The sequence below is a fragment of the Streptomyces sp. NPDC031064 genome (assembly GCF_055570965.1).
On the sequence record NZ_JBVIGF010000008.1, the window covers coordinates 288,466 to 311,702 of the forward strand.

The following is a 23,237-nucleotide window of genomic DNA, read 5'->3' on the forward strand; positions in this document are numbered from 1 at the left end:
TCATGGCCGGTACATCCGGTTCCCGTAACGCACCGCGTACGACGCCGCTGTCCGCCGAGGAACTCCGGCAGGAAGTGGCCACCGTGCTGGGCACGCCGCCCGGCGCGATACCCGGGGACGCCCACCTCGTCCACCTCGGACTCGGCTCGCTGGAGATGATGCGCCTGGTGACCCGCTGGCGGAGGCAGGGCCTGCCCGCCGAGTTCGCCGAGCTCGCCGCCGCGCCCACCCTCGACGACTGGCACCGCCACCTCACCGCCGCCTGGCGCGCCCGGACCACGGAGGTGGCGTGATGGGCGCCCTGCTGGTCAAGGGCGGCTGCCTCTACCCGGCGGACCACACCGACCGGGTCCTGCCCGACGGCGCCGTCCTCGCCGAGGACGGCGTGGTGGTCGCCGTCGGCAGGGTCGCGGAGGTGGAGGCCGCCATCCGGCCCGAACACCGCGCCGGGCTGCGGACGATCGACGCCCGGGGCCGGATGGTCCTGCCCGGCTTCGTCAACCCGCACTGGCACGAGATGTTCGCCATGCGCTTCCCCTTCAAGGGCGCGCTGCGCGACGCCTCCGACCGCGAGGACAAGCCGGTGTTCATGGCGCTCGGCGGCGACGTCCCGCAGATCTCCGTCATCTTCGACTCCTTCCACGACCAGGTCGACCGGCTCACCCCCGACGAGGCGCTCGCCATCGCCCGCTACTCGATGTGGACCCAGCTCCGCTCCGGCGTCACCGCCCTGGGCGACGTCGGCTCGCTCAACAAGCCGGAGGCGCTCGCCCGCGCCGCCCGCGACCTCGGGATGCGGATCACCGTGAGCACCTGGGCGTCCGACGCGGTGTGCGCCCCCGGGGACACCCGCTTCCGCCGCACCCGCGACGCCGACGGCGAGCTCCAGCGCATCGAAAAGCTCCTGACCGACTGCGAGACCGACCCCTCCGGGCTCGTCCGGGCCTGGCCGACCGCCGTCTACGGCACCAACATGACCGACGAACTGGGCGCGGGCTTCGCCGAGCTGGTCGCCCGCTTCGACGTGCCCTTCGCCGCCCACGTCGGTGCGCTGCGCAACGAGGCCGAGGTGATGCTCGCCTACCACGGGTCCACCCCGGTGCGCCGGTTCGCCGACCTCGGGCTGCTGTCCGACCGGTTCATGGCGGTGCACTGCGCGTTCGCCGACGCGGGCGAGCGCGCGCTGCTGATCGGCGCGGGCGCCCACATCAGCCACTCGCCGGCCAAGTACGGCCAGGCCGGGGAGGCGTCGCTCACCGAGACCCGGGCGTTCCCGGAGTTCCGGCGGGCCGGGCTGGACGTCTCGCTGTCCACCGACGGCGCGGCCATGCCGCTGGGCGGGATGGCCGAGGCGATGCGGACGGCGTGGCAGATCTACAACGAGATGTACGCCGACCCCACCGAGGTGCTCCCCTCCGACGCGCTCGCGATGGCGACCCGGCTGCCCGCCCGCGGGCTCGGCCTGGGCGACCGGATCGGCAGCCTCGAACCCGGCAAGCAGGCCGACCTGCTGCTGGTCAGCACCGACGACTGGCGCTACCTGCTCAACCCCCGCCCGCTGGAGGGCTTCCTGTCCCTGGGCGGCTCCATGGACGTGGAGACCGTGGTCGTCGCGGGCCGCGTCCTGATCGAGGACGGCCGGTCCACCGGCCTGGACGAGGACGCCCTGGAGGCCGACTACCTGGAGGCGCTCGGCTCCTTTACGGTGCGCTGCCTCGGGGTGGACGCCGACGCGGTCGCCGCCCGGCTGCGGCAGCGCACCGAGACGCTCGCGGCGCGCCGTCTGGCCAGGGCGGGCCTGGCCCCCCTCCCCAACGACCGGAAGGAACGGCGATGAACACCAAGACGGCCCTGGTCACCGGGGCGGCGGGCGGGATCGGCGCGGCGGTCGCCCGCGCCCTGGCCGCGGAGGGCGCCCGCTTGGCGCTGCTCGACGCCGACCCGGCCGCCCTGGAACCGCTGACCAAGGAGCTGCGGACGGCGGGCGCGGCCGTCCTGGCGCTGGGCGTGGACGTGCGCTCCAGCGCCGAGGTGGACGCCGCCGTCGACCGCACGGAGAGCGAACTGGGGCCGCTGGACCACCTGGTGAACGCCGCCGGTGTGCTGCGTACCGGCGAGGTCGCCGACTTCAGCGACGAGGACTGGGACACCACCTTCGCGGTCAACGCCACCGGTGTCTTCCACGTCAGCCGGGCGGTCGCCAACCGGATGGTGCCGCGCCGGTCCGGGGCGATCGTCACGGTCGCCTCGAACGCGGCCGGCATCCCGCGCTGGAACATGGCGGCCTACGCGGCCTCGAAGGCGGCGGCCACCAGCTTCACCAAGACCCTCGGGCTCGAACTCGCCCGCTACGGCATCCGCTGCAACGTGGTCGCCCCCGGCTCCACCGAGACGCCGATGCTCACCTCGATGTACGCGGACGGCGACGCCACCCGGCCCTCCGTCGAGGGCTCGCCGGCCACGTACCGCGTCGGGATCCCGCTCCGCCGCCTCGCCCAGCCCGAGGACATCGCGCACGCGGTGCTCTTCCTGCTCTCCGACCGGGCCGCCCACATCACCCTGCACGGCCTGACGGTGGACGGCGGCGCCGCGCTCGGCGTCTGAACCCTTCGTCCGAACCCCTTACTTCACGTTCTCATTTTCCTGGAGCCACCATGGCGATCCCGCTGATCGACTCGTATCCCATGCCGGCCGAGCACGAGCTGCCGCGCAACACCGCGCCCTGGGCGGTCGACCCCGACCGCGCCGTACTGCTCGTGCATGACCTTCAGCAGTACTTCCTGAGCCCTTTCGGACACGGCGGCCCGGACGACGGCCGCCAGCCGCTGACCGACCTGCTGGACAACACCGAGGCGCTGCGCCGCGCCTTCGCCGCCGCCGGGGCGCCGGTCGTCTACACCGCCCAGCCCGGCGGCATGACGGACGAACAGCGCGGGCTGCTCAAGGACTTCTGGGGCGCCGGCATGAGCGCTGACCCCGACCACCGCGCCATCCCGGAGCGCATCGCTCCGGCCCCCGGCGACCGGGTGTTCACCAAGTGGCGGCCCAGCGCCTTCTGCCGTACCGAACTGCTCGCCCTGCTGCGCCGCACCGGCCGGGACCAGCTCGTCATCTGTGGGGTGTACGCCCACGTCGGCATCCTGATGACCGCCCACGAGGGCTTCTCGCACGACATCCAGACCTTCGTGGTGGGCGACGCGGTCGCCGACTTCTCCGCCGACCGGCACCGGGAGACGCTGGAGTACGTCTCCTCCCGCTGCTCGGTCACCCTGTCCACCCGGGCGGTCCTCGCCGCGCTGGACGGAGGTGCGTCGCGATGAGCGCCGGGACGCGTGTCCATCCGCTCCTGGACCGGGTGCTGGGCGCCGATCCGCCACCGTTCGCGCTGCTGCACCGCCCCGGGGCCACCGGGCACGACCGGATCGACCTGATCACCGGCCGGACCACCGAGCGTGAGCTGATCGCCGACATCCCGCTGCCGTCCGCGCCCGCGCCGCAGCCGGTGGGCGGTGGCGCCCGGCACGAGGTCCTCGCCCTGCTGCCGTACCGGCAGATCCGCGAGCGGGGCTTCGCCTGCCCCGACGACGGGGCGCCGCTGCTGACGATGGCGGTCGAGGACCAGGCGGTGCTGGAGCTCGACGAGGTGCTGGCCGCGCTGCCCGACGTACCGATCGCCATGGAGGAGGGCCGCTTCGACGCCGACGACGCCGAGTACGCGGACCGGGTGCGCCGGGTGCTCACCGAGGAGATCGGCCGGGGCGCCGGGGCGAACTTCGTCATCAAGCGCTCCTTCACCGCGCGCATCGACGACTGGTCGGCCCGCACCGCGCTGTCGTTCTTCCGCCGCCTGGCGGGCCGCGACCCCGGCGGCTACTGGACGTTCGTCATCCACACCGGGGACCGCACCTTCGTCGGGGCGTCCCCGGAGCGCCACATCAGCCTGGACGCCGGGCAGGTGGTGATGAACCCGATCAGCGGCACCTACCGCTACCCGGCGGACGGTCCCGAACTGGCGGGTGTGCTCGACTTCCTCGCCGACCCCAAGGAGGCCAACGAGCTGTACATGGTGCTCGACGAGGAGCTCAAGATGATGGGCCGCGTCTGCGACCTGGGCGGCCGGGTCACCGGGCCCGCCCTCAAGCAGATGGCCCGGCTCGCCCACACCGAGTACCTCATCGAGGGCCACAGCTCCCTGGACGTACGCGACATCCTCCGGGAGACCCTGTTCGCGCCGACCGTCACCGGCGGCCCGCTGGAGAGCGCCTGCGAGGTGATCAGCCGTCACGAGCCGGAGGGCCGTGGCTACTACGCCGGAGTGGCGGCGCTGATCGGCCGGGACGAGGACGGCGCCCGCAGCATGGACTCGGCGATCCTCATCCGTACGGCGGAGATCGACGCGGCGGGGCGGCTCCGCATCCCGGTGGGCGCGACCCTGGTGCGCGACTCCGACCCGGCCGGCGAGGCGGCGGAGACCCGGGCCAAGGCGGCCGGGCTCATCGAGGCGCTGCGTTCCCCGGCGGGGGCCACGGCGGGACCCGGGTCGGCGGCCGAGCTGGCGACGCACCCGGAGGTGCTGCGGACGCTGGCCGCGCGCAACCGGCCGCTGGCCAACTTCTGGTTCCGGCCGCCCGGGGACCGGGCCCGTCCGGTGCCCGAACTGGCCGGCCGCCGGGTGCTGGTGATCGACGCGGAGGACACCTTCACCGCGATGGCCCGCCACCTGCTGGAGGCCCAGGGGCTGCGGGTCGTGGTGCGGCGATTCGACGAGGACGTCCAACCGGCCGCGTACGACCTGGTCATCGTCGGCCCCGGGCCCGGCGACCCGAGGGACGTGGCCGACCCCAAGATCGCCCGGCTGCGGCGGCTGACCGGCGAACTCCTCGACCGGGGCGTGCCGTTCCTCTCCGTCTGCCTGGGCCACCAGGTGCTCAGCACCCTGCTCGGGCTCCCGCTCGTGCGGCACCCGATGCCCACCCAGGGTCTCCAGCGCCACATCGACTGCTTCGGCAGGAGGGAACCGGTCGGCTTCTACAACACCTTCGCCGCCCACTGCCCGGACGACCTGATCGACTGCCCGGCCCGCCCCGGGCGGGTGCGGGTGTTCCGCGAGGAGAGCGGTGAGGTGCACGCCCTGCGGGGCCCGGGGTTCGCCTCGGTGCAGTTCCACCCCGCCTCGGTGCTCACCCGGCGCGGCGGGGAGCTGCTCGCGGACCTCATCGGCGAGCTGCTCGGAGAGGTAAGGGGCCCTTATGAGCGGGCCGTTGTCCCCGCCGGGATACCTGCATAACGTCGTTACCGGTAACGGCAGTTCGGTCCGGACCGCCCACCCGCCACCCCTCCCACCGCCCCGCTCCCCAGGAAAGGACATGTCCGATGCGCTTCGACAACATCTGGATCGCCGGCACCGGAGGCGTCCTCGGTGAAACCGTGCCGGTGTCCGAGGCGGTGGCCGACGGCTCGTACTCGGCCGAGGCCGCCGCGAGCACCGGCATGATCAGTTACTCCCGCTCGGCCGAGGCTCCTCCGGAGATGGCGGTCACCGCCGGCCGGCAGGCCGTGAAGGAGGCCGGCGAGAAGGGCGCCCGGGTCGACCCCGACTCCCTGGTGCTGCACAGCCACGGCCACTTCCAGGGCATCGACATGTGGCCCGCCGCCTGCTGGATCGCCCGCGAACTGCTCGGCCCCCGCCTCAACAGCATGCCGATGACCGTCGCCGCCTGGTCCAACGGCTCCCTCGCCTCGCTCGACGTCGCCGCCTCCACCCTGATCGCCCGCCCCGAGGTGCCCTCCGCCCTGATCACCCTCGCCGACCGCTTCGCCCCGCCCAGTGACCGCTGGTACACCTCGCCCGGCATGGTCTTCGGGGACGGCGCCGCCGCCGCCGTGGTCACCCGTGACACCGGGCGGCTGCGGCTCCGCTCGCTGGTCAGCGAGACCGACACGGTCCTGGAGGGCCTGTCCCGGGGCGCCGAGCCCTTCCGTACCGCGCCCGGCGAGCAGCCGGACATGCGGCGCCGGACCCGCGAGTTCCTCGCCACCGGCGAGGTGTCGCTCCGGGACGTGCAGACCAGGTCGGTCGAGCGCACCCGCAGCGTCGTCGGCCGCGCCCTGGCCGACGCCGACGTGGCCCCGGACGGCATCGACTGGTTCGTGACCCCCTTCGTCGGCCGGACCCTGCACCGCGAGAGCTTCGTGCGCCACCTGGACATCGCACCGCGCCACTCCCTGCACGAGCTGGGCCTGACCATCGGCCACCTCGGCCCCTGCGACCAGCTCTACGGCCTGGACCACCTGCTCCGCAACGACCTGCCGAGCCCCGGGGACCGCGTCCTCGTGCTCGGCACCGGCATGGGCTTCACCTTCTCCGCCGCCGTCCTCACCGCCGACGGCATCTGATCCCTCCGCCCGCCCTGCTGCCCGCTCCTGCCCACTCCCGCCCGGAAAGGGACGTATTCACATGAGCCTCTTCCACACCCCGGCCGCCCTCACCGCCACCACCTTCCCCGGCGCCCCGGCCGCCACCCGGCTGCCCGCCCCCGCCGAGCTGCGCGAGGAGATCCCGCTACCGCCACTCGCCCGCAAGACCACCCAGAGAGCCCGGCGGGAGATCGCCCGCGTGCTCGCCGGCCAGGACGACCGCCTGGTCGTCATCGCGGGCCCCTGCTCCGTCCACGACCCGGACGCCGCCCTCACCTACGCCGAGCGGCTCTCCGCGCTCGCCGCCGAGTTCCAGGACCGCCTGCTGGTGGTCATGCGGGTGTACGTCGAGAAGCCCCGTACCCGGGTCGGCTGGAAGGGCCTGCTCAGCGACCCCCGGCTGGACGGCTCCCAGGACCTGCCCAGCGGGCTGCGGCTCGCCCGGGGGCTGATGGCCCAGATCGCGGGCAGCGGGCTGCCGGTCGCCTGCGAGTTCCTCGACCCGCTGGTCCCGCACTACCTCGCCGACGCGGTCTCCTGGGGCTGCATCGGCGCCCGGACCGTACAGAGCCAGGTGCACCGCCAGTTCACCAGCGGGCTCGCGATGCCGATCGGCTTCAAGAACGCCACCGGCGGCAGCGTCGAGGACGCGCTGGACGCCATCGTCGCCGCCTCGCACCCCCACGTGTACCCCGGCATCGGCGACGACGGCCGGGCGGCCGTGGTCAGCACCGAGGGCAACCCCGACGGCCACGTGGTGCTGCGCGGCGGCAGCACGGGCCCCAACTACGGCGCCGAGCCGGTCGCGGAGGTCCTGGCGCAGCTCGCCGCGGCGGGGCTGCCGCAGCGCCTGATCGTCGACGCCAGTCACGGCAACAGCAACAAGGACCACGAGCGGCAGCCCCTGGTGATCGGTGACATCGCGCGGCGGATCGCCGCCGGGGAGCAGGGAGTCGCCGGGGTCATGATCGAGAGCTTCCTGTCCCCGGGCCGCCAGGACCTCCAGATCGGCCGCACCGACCGGCTCACCTACGGGCAGAGCGTCACGGACGCGTGCGTCGGCTGGCCCGAGACGGCCCGGATGGCCGAGGAACTCGCCTCCGCCGTGGCCGCCCGCCGTACGGCCGCCCGCCCGGCGCCCCGGATCTGACCCCCGGCCCCGCGCCGTCCCGACGACTTCGTGCACGACCCGAAAGGAAACAAGACCGTGGCAGTCAACACGAGTTCGACCCTGCCCCTGGCCCGCGTCCTCGACGGTGCGCGGACCGCCGCACCGCACCGGCACGCCCTCGCCGTCCCCGCGCCCGCCGCCGCCCGCCCCGAGGAGTACGCGACGGCCGCGCTGGCCGCACTCGTGCACCGCTACACGGGCGAGACGGAACTGCTCATCGGGCGGCGACGACGCCCCGACTCCTTCGAGTCCGCCGCGATACGCGTGGCCGGCGACACCACCGCCGCGCAGCTCCTCGACGCCGCCGCGCGGGCCGGGGCCGCCGACGCCGGGGCGCCCGCCGGGCGTCCCGCGCACGCGGCGGTGACCACCACCGGCCGGCCCGCCGGCGAGGCGCTCGCCGCCCTCACCCTGGCCGTCTCGCCGGACGACGGGACGATGGAACTGTCCATGGACGGCGCCGAGTTCGACGCGCACGCCGCCCAGCAGTACGCCCGCCACCTGGAGCGGGTGCTCGACGCGCTGGCCGCCGCGCCCGAGGGCACCGTGCGCGACATCGCGCTCCTCACCGAGGAGGAGACCCACCGCATCCTGGTCGAGTGGAACGACACCGCCGGACCGGTCCCCGAGCCGTTCTTCCACGAGCGGGTCGCGGAGCACGCCCGGCGCACCCCCGACGCGCTGGCCGTGATCCTGCCGGGCGCCCGGCTGACCTACCGTGAGCTGGATGAGCGGGCCAACCAGCTCGCCCACCGGCTGACCGCCCGTGGTGTGCGGCCCGGAGACCGGGTCGGCGTCTGCTTCCCGCGCGGCGCGGAGAGCCTGATCGCCCAGCTCGCCTGCTTCAAGCTGGCCTGTGCGGCGATCCTGCTGGACAGCGACTTCCCGGCCGACCGCATCCGCTTCATGATCGAGGACGCCTCGGCCGCCGCCGTCCTGACCCTGGCCGCCCACGAGGCGAAGGTGGCCGGTTCCGCGCAGGTCATCGCCCTGGACACCGAGGACTGGCGCTCCGAGCCGGTCACCGAGGTCAGCGAGCCCGTCGGCGCGGACGACACCATCCACATCTGCTACACGTCCGGCTCCACCGGCGCGCCCAAGGCCGTCATGGTCCGCTTCGGGGCCGCCCGCAACCTGATCCACAGCATGAGCGAGCTGTGCGGCATGACCAGCGCCTCCCAGGGCACCTGGCTGGCCGCCCCCGGCTACGGCATGATCGAGGTCGAGTGCTTCCCGGTGCTCGCCGTCGGCGGCACCGTGCACATCCCGGACGTGTCCGTGGTCGCCTCCGAGTACCGCCTCCAGGAGTGGTTCCTGCGCGAGGGCATCACCACCACCCTGCTGATGAAGCCGATGGCCGAGCGGCTGTGGCGGCTGGAGTGGCCCGAGGACACCCCGCTGGAGAACATCCGGGTCTGTGGTGAGCGCATCCAGTCCTGGCCGCCGGCCGGGCTGCCGTTCAAGCTGATCAACCTGTACGGCTCCGCCGAGGCGACCGTCGTCGCCGCCTGTGACATCACCGAACTGGGGGAGGAGCTCGGCGAGGAGGGGCGGGCCCGGCGCCTGCCGCCGATCGGCCGGCCCACCACCAACGTCACCAGCTACGTCCTGGACGAGGACCTCCGCCCGCTGCCGCCGGGGCTGGTCGGCGAGCTGTGCATCGCCGGGGTCAGCCTGTCGGCCGGCTACCTGGGCCGCCCGGAGGCCACCGCCGAGAAGTGGATCGCCAACCCGATCGACCCGGCCCGGCATCCGGTCATGTACCGCACCGGCGACCTCGCCCGGTACTGGCCGGACGGCAGCATCGAGATCGTCGGACGCACCGACAACCAGGTCAAGGTGCGCGGCAACCGCGTCCACCTCGGGGAGATCGAGGTCGTGCTGACCACGCTGCCCGGCGTCCAGCAGGCCGCCGTGCTCGCCCGGCAGGACGGGCAGGGCGACGTACAGCTCACCGCCTACATCGAGCCCGGCGCCGGGGCGGCACCCTCCGTGCGGGACATCCGGCGCGGCCTCGCCCAGCGGCTGCCGTCCTTCATGGTGCCCGCGGCCTACGTCGTCGGCGGGCTGCCCACCAGCACCAACGGCAAGATCGACCGGGCCGCGCTGCCCGAGCCGCCGCGCTCCCGCCCGGAGGTCGACACCCCCTACCAGGCTCCGTCCGGGGCCCTGGAGGAGTCGCTGCACGGGCTGTGGACCAAGGTCCTCGAACTGGACGGGGTCGGGGTGCTCGACAACTTCTTCGACCTGGGCGGCGACTCGCTGCGGGCGGCCCGGCTGACGGAGCTGGTCCGCGAACTGCACGGGGTGGACCTGGAGCTGGTCGACCTCTTCGACGAGCCGACGGTGGCGAAGATGGCCGAACTGGTCGCCCGTACCGCCGCCGCTGCCTGACCACCACCGCAGCCGCCGCGTCCCCCACCGCACCCGTGGGGGCCGCGGCCGTGGCTCATCGGCCGAGCATCTCCAGGTAGTGCTCGTTGTACATGACGCCCAGGACGTTGCCGAAGGGGTCGGTCACGGACGCGGTGACGAACCCGGGACCGTACTCGGTCAGCGGCGTGTACGGCGTGGCCCCCATGGCGAGCAGCCGGTCGAGGGCGCCCCGCACGTCGTCGACGTGCCAGTGGCCGATCGCGCCCCCGGGGGCGCCGGGCAGGCCCGGCGGGGCGAAGCGCCGGTCGATGATGCCCAGTTCGGTCTGGTGGTCACCGATCCTGAACTCGTAGTAGGCGGCCGGCTGGCCGTCGCCCGGGCTCTCGAAGTACGGCTCGACGCCCAGCAGTTCGGCGTACCACTTCTTGGCTGCTTCCACATCGTCGGCGAAGAAGTTGACGGTGGCGAGTCCTCGCAGCATGGGTGGTTCCTTCCTTCGTTCCGTGTCCGTAACCATCCTCTGACCCAAAGTGCTCACCAACTGAGCACTTTTCGAGAGAAAGTGGGGGGGCATGCGCGCTGACCGTCTGGTGGCGGCCCTCCTGCTCATGCAGGCCCGTGGCCGGGTGACCGCCGCCGAGCTCGCCGGAGAGCTGGAGGTGTCCGTCGCCACCGCCCGCCGCGACCTGGAGGCGATGTCCGCCGCGGGCATCCCGGTGTACCCGCAGCCCGGCCGGGGCGGGGGCTGGTCGCTCGTCGGTGGCGCCCGCACCGACCTCAGCGGTCTGTCGGCCACCGAGGCACAGGCGCTCTTCCTGCTGGTCGGCCCGGCCGCGGCCGTCTCGGGCGACGCCAGGGCGGCGCTGCGCAAACTGATCCGGGCGCTGCCGAAGACCTTCCGGGCCGACGCGGTGGCCGCCGCCGACTCCACCATGGTCGACCCCACCCCGTGGGGCGAGCGGGACCGGCGCAGGCCCGCGATGGTCGAGCTGCTCCAGGGTGCCGTGATCCGCCGGCGCAAGGTCCGGCTGGTGTACACCGACAGCGCCCGGGAGCGGACCGAGCGGGTCGTCGACCCCTGGGGCCTGGTCGACAAGGACGACACCTGGTACCTGATCGCCGGCACCGCACGCGGGCGGCGCACCTTCCGGGTGGACCGGATCGGCGCGGCCGACGAGACCGGTGAACCGGCCGAGCGCCCGGACGACTTCACGCTCGCCGCGGCGTGGCAGGAGGTCGTCGGCGACGTGGAGCAGCGGCGGTCGCGCACCTGGGCGACCGTGCTCATCGAGGCGCGGTTCGTGCCGGTCCTGCGCGACCGGTTCGGACGGCACTGCCACCCCGACGGCGAGGCCGCCGACGGGCGGGCCCGGGTCCGCCTCGCGGCGCCCACACCGCTGGACCTCGCCCGCAACCTGGCAGGCTGGGGCGCGCTGGTGGAGGTGGTGGAACCGGACACGGTACGGGCCGAGTTGGGCCGCATCGGCGCCGAGCTCGCCGACCGCTACCGGGGCCGGTGCGGTGGCGGGACGTGACGCGCACGGCCGCCGCCCCTCGCCGGGGGGATGGGCCGGCGAGGGGCGGCGGTCGGCGGACCGTACGGGCGGGGGACCGCTCATGCCCCCTCGGCCCGTACGAGAACGGCCTGACGGGCCCCGGTGAACGAGGTGGAGCCGTGCAGCCATGCCACGGCCTCGCGCAGCTCCTCGGGTGAGAGCCCCGCGAGCATCGCGTTGCGCACCGGCGCGTCGGCACCGGCCGCGTGGTAGAGCTCGTCGCCCATCCGGCGCGCCGTCAGGGTCGTCCGAGCGGTGCGGTCGCGCCGCAGGGCGTTGTACCGCGCCAACCGCCCCGGGATCTCGCACGGCTCGCAGCGCAGCAGCCGGCCCAGCACCACCGCGTCCTCCAGCGCCATGCAGGCGCCCTGGGCGGCGTACTGGAGCATCGGGTGCGCGGCGTCGCCGAGCAGTGCCACCCGGCCGTCCACCCAGCCGTCGACCGGGTCGCGGTCGCACAGCACCCAGATCCGCCAGTCCCGGCCGAGTTCCAGCAGCTCCCGCGCCTCGTCGCACAGGCCGGGGAACCGGGTCAGGACGTGGGACCGGCTCGCGGGCGCTCCCGTGATCTCCTCGCGCGCACCGTCGTCGAGGGTGGCCGCGAGATTGAGGAACGCCCCGCCGCCGATGGGGTAGTGGACGAAGTGCCAGCCCGGGCCCGCCCACAGGGTGACGCTCCTGGACCGCAGCTCCGGCGGGACCTCGTCCATCGGGATCACGGAGCGGAAGATGGTGTGCCCGGAGATGCGCGGGCCGCCGTCGCCGACGAGTTGGGCCCGCACCGCCGAGCGCAGCCCGTCGGCGCCCACCAGCACGTCCGCCGAGAACCGCTCCCCGGCGGCGGTGACGGCCGTGACCCGTGCGCCGTCCTGCCGGTAGCCCGTCACCCGGTGACCGGCCAGCAGCTCCACACCCGCCGCGCGGCAGCCGTCCAGCAGGGCCCGGTGCAGATCGCCGCGGTGGACCACGGCGTACGGGCCGCCGAATCTGGTCCGGTAGGCGCCCGTCAGCTCCATGGCGGCGACCCGGTGACCCGATGTACCGTCCATGAAGCGCAGTTCGTCGATGAAGTCGGCCCGCCCGGTCACCCGGTCGCGGACCCCCAGGGCGCCCAGCGCGTGGAAGGCGTTGGCGGCGAGCTGGATGCCCGCGCCGATCTCCGAGAACTCCGGCCGGCCCTCCAGGACCGTCACCCGGTGTCCGCCCCGGGCCTGGCCCAGCGCGGCGGCGAGCCCGCCGATGCCGCCGCCCGCGACGAGTACGTGTGTCATCGCTTGTTCCTCTTCTCCTCAAGTCGGTCGGCCGCGCGGCCATGAAGCGGCGCGGCGGCCGGCCCCGTCGCCACGGGGCCGGCCGCCGTCGGTCATCGGTGGGGCCTACTTGGCGGCGGCCCCGGCCGGCGTGCCGGGAGCGGCCGCCGAGGCGGTGGGGGCGGCGGGCGCGGCCGAGGCCACGGCGGTGCGCCGCAGACCGAGGACCGAGACCGCGGTGATGCCCACGGACAGGGCGGTGGTGAACCAGAACGCCGTCTGGAAGCCGCCGACCGGGATCTTCGCCACGGTCCCGTGCACCACACCGGCCAGGGCCACGCCCACCGCGAGGCAGAGCCCGACACCGAGCTGGCGGCTGGAGTTGAACAGACCGGAGGCGAGGCCCATCTGCGGGCCGCTGACGCCACTGGTGCCGGCGATGGCGGTCGCGATCATCATGACCGTCACGCCCAGGCCCAGCAGCACGCCGCCGGGCAGCACCCCGAGCCAGTAGGAGCTGTCCGCCGTCACCTGGGCCAGCATCGCCGACCCGACGGCCAGCAGCAGACCGCCGATGATCAGCACGGTGCGGGCGCCGAGCTTGTGGGTGAGCTTGACGACCGGGAGGCTGGCCAGGAAGACCACGAAGGCCTGCGGGAAGAAGCCCATGCTCGCCTTGAGCGCGGAGTACCCGAGCACCTGCTGCATGTACATGGTGATGAAGAAGGTCGACACCGACATCACGCCACCGGACAGGAACGCGACCACGTTGCCCGAGGACAGCGCGCGGTTGCGGAAGATGGACAGCGGCACCAGCGGCCCGGCGACCCGGGTCTGCACCACCAGGAAGGCGACCAGCAGGGCGGCGCCCGCCGCCAGCGACACCGTCACGACGGCCGAGTCCCAGCCGCGGTCGGAGGCCATGGTCAGGCCGTAGGTGAGGGCGCACATCGCCGAGGTGACCAGCACCGCGCCGGGCAGGTCCAGGCGGGCCGAACCGGTGGCGTGGTGGTCGGCGGTCAGCCTGCGGGCGGCCAGCGCCACCAGCACGATGCCCACGGGGACGTTGACCAGCATCACCGCACGCCAGGTGAGGTACTCGGTGAGCAGACCGCCGGCGACCACACCGCCGGTGAACCCGGCCGAGGAGACGGCGCCGAAGATGCCCATGGCCTTCACCCGCTCCGGGCCCTCCGGGAACCCGCTGCCGATCATCGCCAGGACCGCCGGGGAGACGGCGGCCGCCGACAGGCCCTGGACCGCGCGGGCCAGCACGAGGATCCACGGCTCGGTGGCGATCCCGCCCACGAGGGAGGCGAGGGTGAACACCGCGAGGCCGCCCACGAACATGCGCTTGCGTCCGAAGACGTCACCGGCCCGGCCGCCCAGCAGCAGGAAACCACCGTAGAAGAGCGCGTAGGCGCCCACGACCCACTGGAGCCCGCTGGCGGTGAAGCCCAGGTCGCGCTGCATGTGGACCAGGGCCACGTTCACGATGGCGAAGTCGAGTACGAGCATGAACTGCGCGGCGCACAGCAGGAGGAGCGGCGGCCGTGTTCCGGTCGCGCTGTTGGAGCTGGTCATGACGTTCCTTTCACGGGGGGAGGGACAGGAGCGGGGGATACCGGCGAAACCGGTTGGCCGGTAAGGTCTGGGGGATGACGGAACCCAAGCCGGTACGGCAGCCGGGCGACCGGGAGGTGGCACCCGGGCGCCTCGCGCTGGTGCAGTCCTTCGTCAACAGCGTCAACGTCGAGTTCGGACCGGACGAGTTCGCGTCCGTCGGGGGGCTGACGCGCTGGATGGAGCGGGAGGGATTCGCCACGGGGGCCCCGGCCCCCACCGAGGCCGACCGGCGGGAAGCGGTCGAGGTGCGCGAGGCGCTGCGCGCCCTGCTGCGGGAGAACAACGGCGCCGGAGCCGACCCGGCGGCCCGCGCCGTCGTCGCCCGCGTCGCCGCCGACTGCCCACTGGTCCTGGCCTTCGACGAGACCGGCACGCCCCGCCTCCGCCCCGGCGCCACCGGGACCCGGGCCATGATCGGCGAGGTCCTGGCGATCGTCGTCGAGGCGGCCACCGACGGCACCTGGCAGCGCCTGAAGGCCTGTCACGAGCACCGCTGCGAGTGGGCCTTCTACGACCGCGCCCGCAACCGCAGCGGCCGCTGGTGCTCCATGGCCGTGTGCGGGACGCGCGCCAAGATGCGCACCTACCGCCAGGGGCTGCGGGCACCGGCCGGCGCCCGCTGACAGCAGGGCGGCCACGGACCGTACGGCGTCCGCCGTCCGTAACGCGCCCGCCGGCCCCTCGGCCACCGGGGCGGTCACGGCGCGTACTCCTTGCCGAGCAGCAGCCGGGCCACCGTCAGCTTGGTGGCCGCCGCGGTGCCGTCCGCGAGCTGGAGGCCGATCACGTCCCGCAGCCGCTGGGCGACCGGGCCGTCCTCGCTCCAGCCCCGGTGACCCATCGTCAGCAGGGCCTGGTGCACTGCCTCCACCGCCGCCTTCGGCGCCCACCACTTGGCCATGTTCGACGGGATACGGGGGTCCTCGCCCCGGTCCGCCTTGGTGAGCGCCTCGTAGCAGACCAGCCGCGCCGCGTGCAGCAACGTGGTGTGCTCCACCAGCGGGAACACCACGGACTGGAACCGGCTGATGGGCTGCCCGAAGGCGGTGCGCCCGGACGCGTGGGAGTACGCCTCCGCCAGGGCGGCGTCCCCGACGGCGATCGCCATCAGCGCGATCAGCGCCCGCGAGACCCCGAACCCGCGCATCACGGCGGTGAAGCCGCCGCCGGGGGGGCCGACCAGGTCCTCGGGCCCGACCCGCAGCCCGTCGAAGACCAGCCGGCCCCGGCCGCCCGCACGGCAGCCGAGGTCGGTCAGCCGCTCCTTGCGGACCCGGTCGCCGTCGAGCCGCGTGTAGAAGGCGCTGATGCCGTGCGCGCCCTCGCCGCCGGTACGCGCGAAGACCAGCGCGTGGGTGGCGTAGGCGGTCACCATGATCGAGGTCTTCTCGCCGGTGAGCAGCCAGCCGTCGCCGTCCGGCTCGGCGCGCATCCCGATGCCCGCCGCGTCCGTGCCGTGGCCGGGCTCGGTCAGCGCGAGCGCCACCACCGCCTCGCCCCGGGCGATCGGCCCCAGCCAGCGCTCCAACTGCTCCGGCGTGCCGCTGGAGGCGAGGACGCCGCCGATGAGCGCGGCGTTCAGCACCGGGAAGCACACCGACAGGTCGGCCGCCGCGAGCTTCTCCAGCGCGAGGCCCGCGCTGACCGCGTCCAGGCCGAGGCCGCCGTACCGCTCCGGCACGCGCAGCGCGAACAGGCCGGCCGCAGCCAGGTCCTCGACCGTCCCCGACCGGTAGGCGCCGCGCCGGTCGTTGTCCTGCCGGTGCGGGGCGATCCTCTCCGTGGCGAACTCCTCGATCCGCTTGGCCAGTTCGTCGTGCCGGGCCGTGAAGGCGAGGTTCATGACGCTGTGGGTCCTTCCTGGGCCCGGAGCCGGTCCCGCAGGGCGAATTTCTGGATCTTTCCGGACGGTGTCCTCGGCAGGGCGGGCACCACTTCCAGCCGCTCGGGCCAGTACGTCCGCGCCATGCCGAGCGCCGCCAGGTGGCCGCGCACGTCCTCCAGGCCGGGGGCCGGGCCGCTGGTCACCAGGAACGCGCACGCGCGCTCGCCGAGCCGCCGGTCCGGGTAGCCGACCACCGCGACGTCCTTGACCGCGCGGTGGCGCAGCAGCGCCGCCTCCACCTCCACCACCGGGATGTTCTCGGCGCCGCGCATGATCACGTCCTTGACCCGGCCCGTGATCCGTATCCCGCCGTGGCCGTCGTCGCGGGCCAGGTCACCGGTGTCGAACCAGCCGTCGGCGGTGACCGAGGCGTCGTACACCTCCTGCCGCCGGAAGTAGCCCAGGCACTGGGCCGAGCCGCGCACCTGGAGCAGCCCGGTGGTGCCCGGCTCCACCGCCCGGCCGTCCTCGCCGACGACGCGGACCTCCATGCCCGGCACCGTCGTGCCGTCGGACTCCGTGGCCCGCAGCGGCGGCTGCTCGGGCCGGGTGACCGTGACGCACCCGTTCTCCGTCATGCCCCACAGGGCGTACACCCGGCAGCCGAGCACCTGGTCCGCGTCCTCCACGAGCAGCGGCGCTATCGGCGCGCTGCCGGTGGCGAAGCTGCGCAGCGCCGACAGGTCGTGGGGCGTCTCGCGCTGGGCGTCGATCAGGTCCGACAGGAAGGTGGGCGCGCCCATGAAGAAGGTCACCCGCTGCTCCTGGAGCGTGCGCAGCATCTGCCGGGGGTCCCAGCGGTCGACCTGCACGGCGGTGGCGCCGAGCAGCAGCGGCATCACGAAGTTCCAGGTGAACCCGGCCTGGTGGGTGGTGGGCGAGCCCATCGCGGTGACCTCGTCGCCGGTCAGCCCCAGCACGTCGGCCTGCGCCCGGTTCATCGAGTACAGGGTGTTGTGGCTGTGCACCACGCCCTTGGGCTCACCGGTGGTCCCGGAGGTGAACATGACCTGGGCGGCGTCGTCCGGCCCGGCCTCGATCGCGTCCAGGGAGGCGAGCAGCTCCGGGTCGGGCTCCGGCCCGTACAGGTCGCGTACGAAGTCCAGCGCGCCGTCGTCGCGGTCACCGGCGCCCAGCAGCACCCGGTGGCGCAGGGTGGGGACGGCCCCGGCGATCTCGGCGCTCATCTCCGCGTACGAGAAGCCGCGCAGCTCGGCGGCGCCGATGTAGACCGGGCTCTCGGTGAGCCGGGTCATGAACTCCACCTCGCGGCGGCGCATCACCGGGACCACCGGCCCGGCGACCGCGCCGACCCGTGCGGCGGCCAGGCAGAGCGCGACCAGCTCCCAGCAGTTGGGCAGTTGCAGGGTCACCACGTCGCCCCGGCGCACCCCGAGGCGCAGCAGGCCGACGGCGAGCCGGTCGACCCGGCGGGCCAGCTCGGCGTAGCCCACGGTCTCGTAGGAGGCGCCCCGGTAGCAGACGAGGGCCGGCTTGTCCGGCCGCTCACGGGCCCAGCGGCGCAGGTCGTGCAGCACCGTCTCGTCCCGCCACCAGCCGGCGGCGCGGTAGGTGCCGGCGGCGCTCACCGGACGCCCCCGGGGTGCGGGTCGAGCGAGGCCCTGGCGCGGTCGGCGATGGCCCGCGCGCTGACCCCGCCCCGTTCGAGCAGGTGGCGCTGGCTTCCGGCGACCGGCACGAACTCGTCCGGCAGCGCCATCCGGTGCACCCGCACCGGGCGTACGGCGCTGAGCGCCTCGGCGACCGCCGAGCCGAACCCGCCCGCCGCCCAGTGCTCCTCCACGGTGATCACCGTGTCGCGCACCCCCAGCGCGCCCAGCAGCGCGCGGGTGTCCAGCGGCTTGACGGTGTGCAGGTGCAGCACGTTCGCCGTGATGCCGTCGCGCTCCAGGAGATCGGCCGCCTCCAGGGCGGCCAGCACCGGGTACGGTCCGCACGCGGCCAGCGTGATGTCCGTGCCGTGGCGGAGCTGCTGGGCCTTGCCGAGCCGCAGCGGCGGGCCCGCGGGCAGGTCGGGCGTGGCGCCCCGGCCGAGCCGGAAGTAGACGGGCCCGCCCAGGGCGAGGGCCTGGCGCAGCAGTTCGGCGGTGCCCGCGCCGTCGCCGGGGACCACCACGGTCATGTGGGGCAGGGCCCGCATCACCGCGAGGTCCTCCAGGGCGTGGTGGGTCGGGCCGAGGTGCCCGGCCGAGACACCGGAGTGGGTGGCCGCGATCAGCACCGGCAGGTTGCCCATCGCGATGTCGATCTTCACGGCCTCCACCGCGCGGGAGGAGGCGAACGCCGCCATGGTGTTGACCAGCGGGATACGGCCCTCCCGGGCCAGCCCGGCGGCCGTGCCCATCAGGGTGTGCTCGGCGATGCCCAGGTTGAGGTAACGGTCGGCGGCGGCGCCGAAGTCCACCCCGCCGAACAGTCCGGTGTCGCTGTCCAGGACGACGAGGCGCTGCTCGCCGGGGAGCAGTTCGGCGACCGTGTCGCGGTAGACCTCGCGGGCGGAGCGGGCCGGGGCGGGGGCGAGGGCGGTGGTCACCGTCGGTCACCCCCGGCCGTGGCGCGTACCGCGTTGAGCGCCCGCAGGTGCTGCCGGCCGCTGAGCCGCGCGTAGTGGCTGCGGGCCTGGCCCTCGACGAACGGCACGCCCTTGCCCTTGACGGTGTGGGCGATGACCACGGTCGGGGCCTGCGGGTCGGCGGGCAGGGTCAGCGCGCCGGTCAGCGCCTCGGTGTCGTGGCCGTCGGCCTCCAGGACCCGCCACCCGAAGGCCCTCCAGCGGTCGGCCAGCGGTTCCAGGGAGTTGACCGTCTCGGTCCCGCCGGTGATCTGGAGGCCGTTGCGGTCCACGATCGCGGTGATGCCGTTCAGCTTGTGCGCGGAGGCGACCGAGGCGGCCTCCCAGACCGAGCCCTCCTGGAGCTCGCCGTCGCCCATCACCACGAAGCAGCGGCGGTCCGAGCCGTCGAGGCGGTTGGCCAGCGCGTAGCCGACGCCGAGGGCGAGACCGTGCCCGAGCGAGCCGGAGGCGATCTCCACACCGGGGATCTCGGGGTGCGGGTGGGCCATGAAGTGGCTGCCGGGGCGGGCGTACTCGTCGAGCGCCCCGGCCGGGAAGTACCCGGCCTCGCAGAGCGTCGCGAACAGGGCGATGCCGCCGTGCCCCTTGCTCAGCAGCAGTACGTCACGCTCCGGCAGGCCGGGGAAGCGGGGGTCGTGGCGCATCACCCGGAAGTAGAGGACGGTCAGGATCTCGACGAGCGACATCGACCCGCCCAGGTGGCCGCCCTCGGGGCCGGCGCACATGGACACGATGTGCTCCCTGATCCGGCCGGTGATCCCGGTGAGCCCGGCGGGCTGGGCCGTGTCGGGGCCGTGCGTCGCTTCGGGGCCGCGCGTGGCGAGGCCGGTGATGTCGGTGCGGGCGGGGGCGCCCCGCAGCAGAGGCGGGCTGCTCATGCCTGGTCCTTTCGGCTGGTACGTGGACGACGGTCAGTTGGGGTGCAGGCCGGTGAATTCGAGACCGCGCTCCTCGGGCTCGCCGAAGCGCACGTTCATGCACTGGACCGCGTTGCCCGCGCCGCCCTTGACGAGGTTGTCCAGCGCCGCGATCACGGTGACCGTGGAGGCGCCCCGGTCCAGGGCGAAGCCGATGTCGCAGAAGTTGGAGCCGGAGAGGATCTTCGCGTCGGGGAATCGGTGCAGCCCGCGCCGGGCGGCGACGATCCGGACGAACGGCTCGCCGGCGTAGCGGGTGCGGTAGGCGGACCGGATGGCCCGCTCGTCGACGCCGTCGGCGAGGTTGGCCCGGCTGAGCAACTGGACCCCGCGCACCGCCTCCACCCCGGTCGCCGACATCCGCACGGTGTGCCCGGTGGCCTGGGCGATCTCCGCCTCGTGCCGGTGCCGGGTGGGGGCGAACACCCGCAGCGCGCCGCTGCGTTCGGCGTGCAGGTTCTCCGCGCCCGCCTTGGCGCCGGAGCCGCTGGAGCCGGTCCTGGCGTCCACGGTGACCTCGTCCCGGATCAGCCCGGCCTCGGCCAGCGGGACCAGGGAGAGGATGCCGGCGGTGGCCATGCACCCGGGCACCGAGATCCGGTCGGCGGTGCGCAGCCGCTCACGGTGGTGCTCGGGCAGCCCCTGGACGAAGGTGCCGATGAGCTCGGGCGCCTCGTGCGGGGTGCCGTAGTAGTCCTCGTAGACGTCGGTGTCCCGCAGCCTGAAGTCGCCGGACAGGTCGATGACCACGCCCGCCTTGTCCAGGAACTCCGGCATCCGGCGCATCGTCTCGCGGTGCGGGGTGGCCAGGAAGAGCACGTCGCAGCGGGGGAGTTGCTCCTCCGCGGAGAACGTCAGCTTCGTGCGGTGGCGCAGATTGGGGTGAACGCCGTCGACCTGGCGTCCCCGCAGGGTGCGGGAGGTGGCGGCCACCAGGTCGACCTGGGGGTGGTTGACGAGCAGCCGGAGCAGTTCGCCGCCGATGTAGCCGGCCGCTCCCAGCACTGCCGCGCGGATCATGACTCTGCCTTCGCTGTCAGGAGGGCGGCGATGGTGTCCGCCACATCGATGTCCGTTCCGTATGTCGACTGAAGGCCCCGGAACTCGACCCGGTCGTTGACCTCCAGGACGGTGAGCCGGCCGTCCGGCTCCTCCAGGAGGTCCACCCCCGCGACACAGGCGCCGACGGCGTCCGCCGCCGCGACCGCGAGCGCGGTGAGGTCCGCGGTGAGGGGGCAGCGCTCGCTGACGGCACCCCGGGCCACGTTGGTGCGCCAGTCCTCGCTCCGGCGGTACGTCGCCCCGACCGCGCGGCCGTCGACCACCAGGACCCTGATGTCCCGGTCGGCCTTGGCCACTTCGCGCTGTACGTAGACGATGTGCGACTGCGGCGAGGGCAGGGCGGCGAGGTGTTCCAGCACGGCTTCGGCCATCTCCCGGCCGGTGACCCGGGTCACCAGGCGCCCCCAGGACCCGACGAGCGGCTTGACGACCGCGGGGTAGCCCAGCTCGTCCAGGGCCTTGAGGGCCGCGTCCGGGGTCAGGGCGAGCGTGGTGTCCGGGGTGGGCAGGCCCCGGGCGACCAGGGCCGCCGAGGTCTGCCACTTGTCCCCGCAGACGGCCGTGGCGGCACAGGTGTTGAGCACCGTCACGCCCGCCGACTCCAGGGCGCCGGCCGCGTACAGCGCCCGGTAGTGGGCGACCTCGCGGTTGAGCACGGTCCGCGGGCCGTTCCAGGGCGTCCCGGCCCGGACCGACAGGGCGCGGGGGTCGATCTGTTCGCATGCGACGCCGCGCCTCTCCAGCGCGGTCAGGATGTTCTTCTCCTCGAACCGGACCCGGGAGGCGAGGACACCGAGTCGCGCTGCCGCAGGGCTCATCAGGGATCTCCTTGTCTGTTGCGGCGGCCGGATCTGCTGCGGTGGCCGCGCGCTACTCGCCCCAGTCCTCCTCGATCTCCGGGGCGAGGAGGAGACGCGGTGGCGCGATGGACTCGATTTCCAGCTCCAGCCGGCACTCCGGGCACTCGACTATTTCGCTGACCCGGGCATCCGTTCCGAGCGAAACCTCGGCATCGCACTCGGGGCACTCGGGGGAGACCAGTGTTTCCTGCATGGCGATTTCCTCAATTCTTCCGACGGTATTCCGGCGAGGTGGTGAATCGGAAATTACTGTAGCCCTGCATTTTCCTGCGTTCCGGCCGCCGCCAATGAATGATCTGGATCGGAAGGGCGGCGATTCCTTATGGGGCCCGGGCGACGGAGGGGGTGGGGGGTGGCCGGGGGTGTGGGGGAACGTCAGGCGGCGGCCGTGGCCAGCACGGGGGCGCCGGCGTCGTCGGGGGAGGCGGCGGGCGGGGTGAGCGGGTAGCCGCGCAGGGCCCGGCGGAAGGCCTTCTCCGCGATCCCCGCGAAGCCGTCCGGTACGGCCCCGGGCGCCAGGGCCAGGGTCACCGGCAGCGGCCCGGGCGGGGGCGGGAGTCCCGGGCGTGCCGACGCGGTCAGGCCCCACAGCTCGTCCCCGTTGGCCACCAGGCAGGTCATGCCGAGCCCCGCCTTGGCGGCCGAGCGCAGCCCGATCAGCTCGCTGCTCTCGTACGCGACCCGCCACTCGATGCCCGAGGCGTCGAGCACCTCGCGCACCCGGCCGCGCAGCGTGCACGGTTCGGGGAAGAGCGCCAGCGGCAGGGCGTCCCGCTCGCCGTGGGCCGGCCGTCCGAACCAGGCCATCCGCATCCGCCCCAGCTCCCGGCAGTCCGCGCCGGCCCCGGGCGGCTCGGCCTGGAGCAGCAGGGCCGCGTCGAGCTGGCCGCTGGTGAGCTGGGCCGCCAGCTCCTCGCTCGCCCCGGTCCTGACGCCGAGCTGGGCCTGGGGCATGCCCCGGTTCACCAGCCGGAGGAACTCCGGCAGCGCCTCGGCGAGCTGGCCGGCCACCCCGATCGAGAGCATGACGTGGCCGGCCCGCGGGATGAAACGGTCGACTGCCTCGTCGTTGAGCGCCACCATGCGGCGGGCGTATCTGAGGAGCTCCTCGCCCCGGGGGCTCAGCCGCAGGTTGCGCCCGGTGGAGGCGAACACCGGGCTTCTGATGAACCCGCTGAGCTGGCGTATCTGCTGGCTGACCGCGGGCTGGGTGATGTGCAGGGACTCGGCCGCCCTCCGGAAGCCGCCGAGTTCGACCACGGCCACCAGCGTCCTCAGCCTGTTTATTTGCAAGTCGTGATGCATTCTCCCACCCACATCGTCGAAGGACGTTCCGTGAAGTCTGCGGCTCAGCCTAGGACCGGCCGTTCCGCAGCCGCCATGGACAGGGTCACGGAACCGATGTGAGATCTTCATACGGCCGCTGTGCACCGCTCAAGAAGGGGGAATCATCAGGTCTTATTCGGGCCATAAACGCGAGCCATCGAATTTCTCTCCCCATAGGGCTGGAGGTGCCTAATG

Annotated in this window: 21 protein-coding genes; 10 read left to right on the forward strand and 11 right to left on the reverse strand. The window is 73.8% G+C overall.

Annotated elements, in window-relative coordinates; genetic code table 11:
- Nucleotides 1–2 precede the first annotated feature (2 nt).
- From ACZ46W_RS28000 to ACZ46W_RS28035, 8 genes are all read left to right on the forward strand, one after another.
- Nucleotides 3–293: a phosphopantetheine-binding protein gene (locus ACZ46W_RS28000; RefSeq protein ID WP_468343036.1), complete on the forward strand. Its 291-nt coding sequence runs from the start codon at nt 3–5 to the stop codon at nt 291–293.
- A complete protein-coding gene (locus tag ACZ46W_RS28005; protein WP_468343039.1) occupies nt 293–1,837 on the forward strand; it encodes an amidohydrolase family protein in 1,545 nt (514 codons plus the stop codon). Before ACZ46W_RS28000 ends, ACZ46W_RS28005 begins: the two co-directional genes overlap by 1 nt.
- Nucleotides 1,834–2,604 carry a 2,3-dihydro-2,3-dihydroxybenzoate dehydrogenase gene (locus ACZ46W_RS28010; protein ID WP_468343042.1) on the forward strand — a complete coding sequence of 257 codons (771 nt, stop codon included), beginning with the start codon at nt 1,834–1,836 and terminating at the stop codon, nt 2,602–2,604. The genes ACZ46W_RS28005 and ACZ46W_RS28010 overlap by 4 nt, the downstream gene beginning before the upstream one ends.
- 50 nt (nt 2,605–2,654) lie before the next feature.
- Complete coding sequence (locus tag ACZ46W_RS28015; RefSeq protein WP_468343045.1) at nt 2,655–3,320, forward strand: isochorismatase family protein; 666 nt, start codon at nt 2,655–2,657, stop codon at nt 3,318–3,320.
- A complete protein-coding gene (locus tag ACZ46W_RS28020) occupies nt 3,317–5,287 on the forward strand; it encodes an anthranilate synthase family protein (RefSeq protein WP_468343048.1) in 1,971 nt (656 codons plus the stop codon). Before ACZ46W_RS28015 ends, ACZ46W_RS28020 begins: the two co-directional genes overlap by 4 nt.
- An 86-nt stretch (nt 5,288–5,373) precedes the next feature.
- A complete protein-coding gene (locus tag ACZ46W_RS28025; RefSeq protein ID WP_468343051.1) occupies nt 5,374–6,396 on the forward strand; it encodes a ketoacyl-ACP synthase III family protein in 1,023 nt (340 codons plus the stop codon).
- 61 nt (nt 6,397–6,457) lie between these two features.
- The gene (locus tag ACZ46W_RS28030) at nt 6,458–7,567 is read left to right on the forward strand and encodes a 3-deoxy-7-phosphoheptulonate synthase (protein ID WP_468343054.1); all 1,110 of its coding nucleotides are present in this window, start codon (nt 6,458–6,460) and stop codon (nt 7,565–7,567) included.
- A 57-nt stretch (nt 7,568–7,624) separates the two neighbouring features.
- Nucleotides 7,625–9,982, forward strand: a complete 2,358-nt coding sequence (locus tag ACZ46W_RS28035; protein ID WP_468343057.1) for a non-ribosomal peptide synthetase — start codon at nt 7,625–7,627, stop codon at nt 9,980–9,982.
- Between the two features lie 55 nt (nt 9,983–10,037).
- Here ACZ46W_RS28035 and ACZ46W_RS28040 read toward each other — a convergent pair whose 3' ends face one another.
- Nucleotides 10,038–10,445, reverse strand: coding sequence for a VOC family protein (locus tag ACZ46W_RS28040; protein WP_468343060.1), 408 nt, complete (start codon nt 10,443–10,445; stop codon nt 10,038–10,040).
- 91 nt (nt 10,446–10,536) lie between these two features.
- Here ACZ46W_RS28040 and ACZ46W_RS28045 point away from each other — a divergent pair, with 91 nt between their 5' ends.
- Nucleotides 10,537–11,499: a helix-turn-helix transcriptional regulator gene (locus ACZ46W_RS28045; RefSeq protein ID WP_468343063.1), complete on the forward strand. Its 963-nt coding sequence runs from the start codon at nt 10,537–10,539 to the stop codon at nt 11,497–11,499.
- 80 nt (nt 11,500–11,579) lie between these two features.
- Here the strand turns inward: ACZ46W_RS28045 and ACZ46W_RS28050 are convergent, their stop codons facing one another.
- Nucleotides 11,580–12,791 (reverse strand): FAD-dependent oxidoreductase, encoded by a 1,212-nt coding sequence (locus ACZ46W_RS28050; RefSeq protein ID WP_468343066.1) that lies wholly within the window; start codon nt 12,789–12,791, stop codon nt 11,580–11,582.
- Nucleotides 12,792–12,896: 105 nt separating this feature from the next.
- Nucleotides 12,897–14,354 carry an MFS transporter gene (locus ACZ46W_RS28055; RefSeq protein WP_468343068.1) on the reverse strand — a complete coding sequence of 486 codons (1,458 nt, stop codon included), beginning with the start codon at nt 14,352–14,354 and terminating at the stop codon, nt 12,897–12,899.
- 74 nt (nt 14,355–14,428) lie between these two features.
- Between ACZ46W_RS28055 and ACZ46W_RS28060 the strand changes: the two genes are divergently transcribed.
- Nucleotides 14,429–15,019: a CGNR zinc finger domain-containing protein gene (locus tag ACZ46W_RS28060; RefSeq protein ID WP_468343071.1), complete on the forward strand. Its 591-nt coding sequence runs from the start codon at nt 14,429–14,431 to the stop codon at nt 15,017–15,019.
- 74 nt (nt 15,020–15,093) lie between these two features.
- On the opposite strand, the gene ACZ46W_RS28065 is transcribed toward ACZ46W_RS28060, so the two are convergent.
- From ACZ46W_RS28065 to ACZ46W_RS28100, 8 genes are all read right to left on the reverse strand, one after another.
- Nucleotides 15,094–16,239 carry an acyl-CoA dehydrogenase family protein gene (locus ACZ46W_RS28065; protein ID WP_468343074.1) on the reverse strand — a complete coding sequence of 382 codons (1,146 nt, stop codon included), beginning with the start codon at nt 16,237–16,239 and terminating at the stop codon, nt 15,094–15,096.
- Nucleotides 16,236–17,870: an AMP-binding protein gene (locus ACZ46W_RS28070; protein WP_468343077.1), complete on the reverse strand. Its 1,635-nt coding sequence runs from the start codon at nt 17,868–17,870 to the stop codon at nt 16,236–16,238. Before ACZ46W_RS28070 ends, ACZ46W_RS28065 begins: the two co-directional genes overlap by 4 nt.
- Nucleotides 17,867–18,835 carry a transketolase family protein gene (locus ACZ46W_RS28075; RefSeq protein ID WP_468343080.1) on the reverse strand — a complete coding sequence of 323 codons (969 nt, stop codon included), beginning with the start codon at nt 18,833–18,835 and terminating at the stop codon, nt 17,867–17,869. The genes ACZ46W_RS28070 and ACZ46W_RS28075 overlap by 4 nt, the downstream gene beginning before the upstream one ends.
- Nucleotides 18,832–19,602 carry a transketolase gene (locus ACZ46W_RS28080; protein ID WP_468343427.1) on the reverse strand — a complete coding sequence of 257 codons (771 nt, stop codon included), beginning with the start codon at nt 19,600–19,602 and terminating at the stop codon, nt 18,832–18,834. Before ACZ46W_RS28080 ends, ACZ46W_RS28075 begins: the two co-directional genes overlap by 4 nt.
- Before the next feature lie 186 nt (nt 19,603–19,788).
- A complete protein-coding gene (argC, locus tag ACZ46W_RS28085; protein ID WP_366131375.1) occupies nt 19,789–20,814 on the reverse strand; it encodes an N-acetyl-gamma-glutamyl-phosphate reductase in 1,026 nt (341 codons plus the stop codon).
- The gene (locus ACZ46W_RS28090) at nt 20,811–21,674 is read right to left on the reverse strand and encodes a RimK family alpha-L-glutamate ligase (protein WP_468343083.1); all 864 of its coding nucleotides are present in this window, start codon (nt 21,672–21,674) and stop codon (nt 20,811–20,813) included. The genes argC and ACZ46W_RS28090 overlap by 4 nt, the downstream gene beginning before the upstream one ends.
- A gap of 52 nt (nt 21,675–21,726) precedes the next feature.
- Nucleotides 21,727–21,909 carry a lysine biosynthesis protein LysW gene (lysW, locus tag ACZ46W_RS28095; protein ID WP_468343086.1) on the reverse strand — a complete coding sequence of 61 codons (183 nt, stop codon included), beginning with the start codon at nt 21,907–21,909 and terminating at the stop codon, nt 21,727–21,729.
- 182 nt (nt 21,910–22,091) lie between these two features.
- Nucleotides 22,092–23,021 carry a LysR substrate-binding domain-containing protein gene (locus ACZ46W_RS28100; protein WP_468343089.1) on the reverse strand — a complete coding sequence of 310 codons (930 nt, stop codon included), beginning with the start codon at nt 23,019–23,021 and terminating at the stop codon, nt 22,092–22,094.
- Nucleotides 23,022–23,237 lie beyond the last annotated feature (216 nt).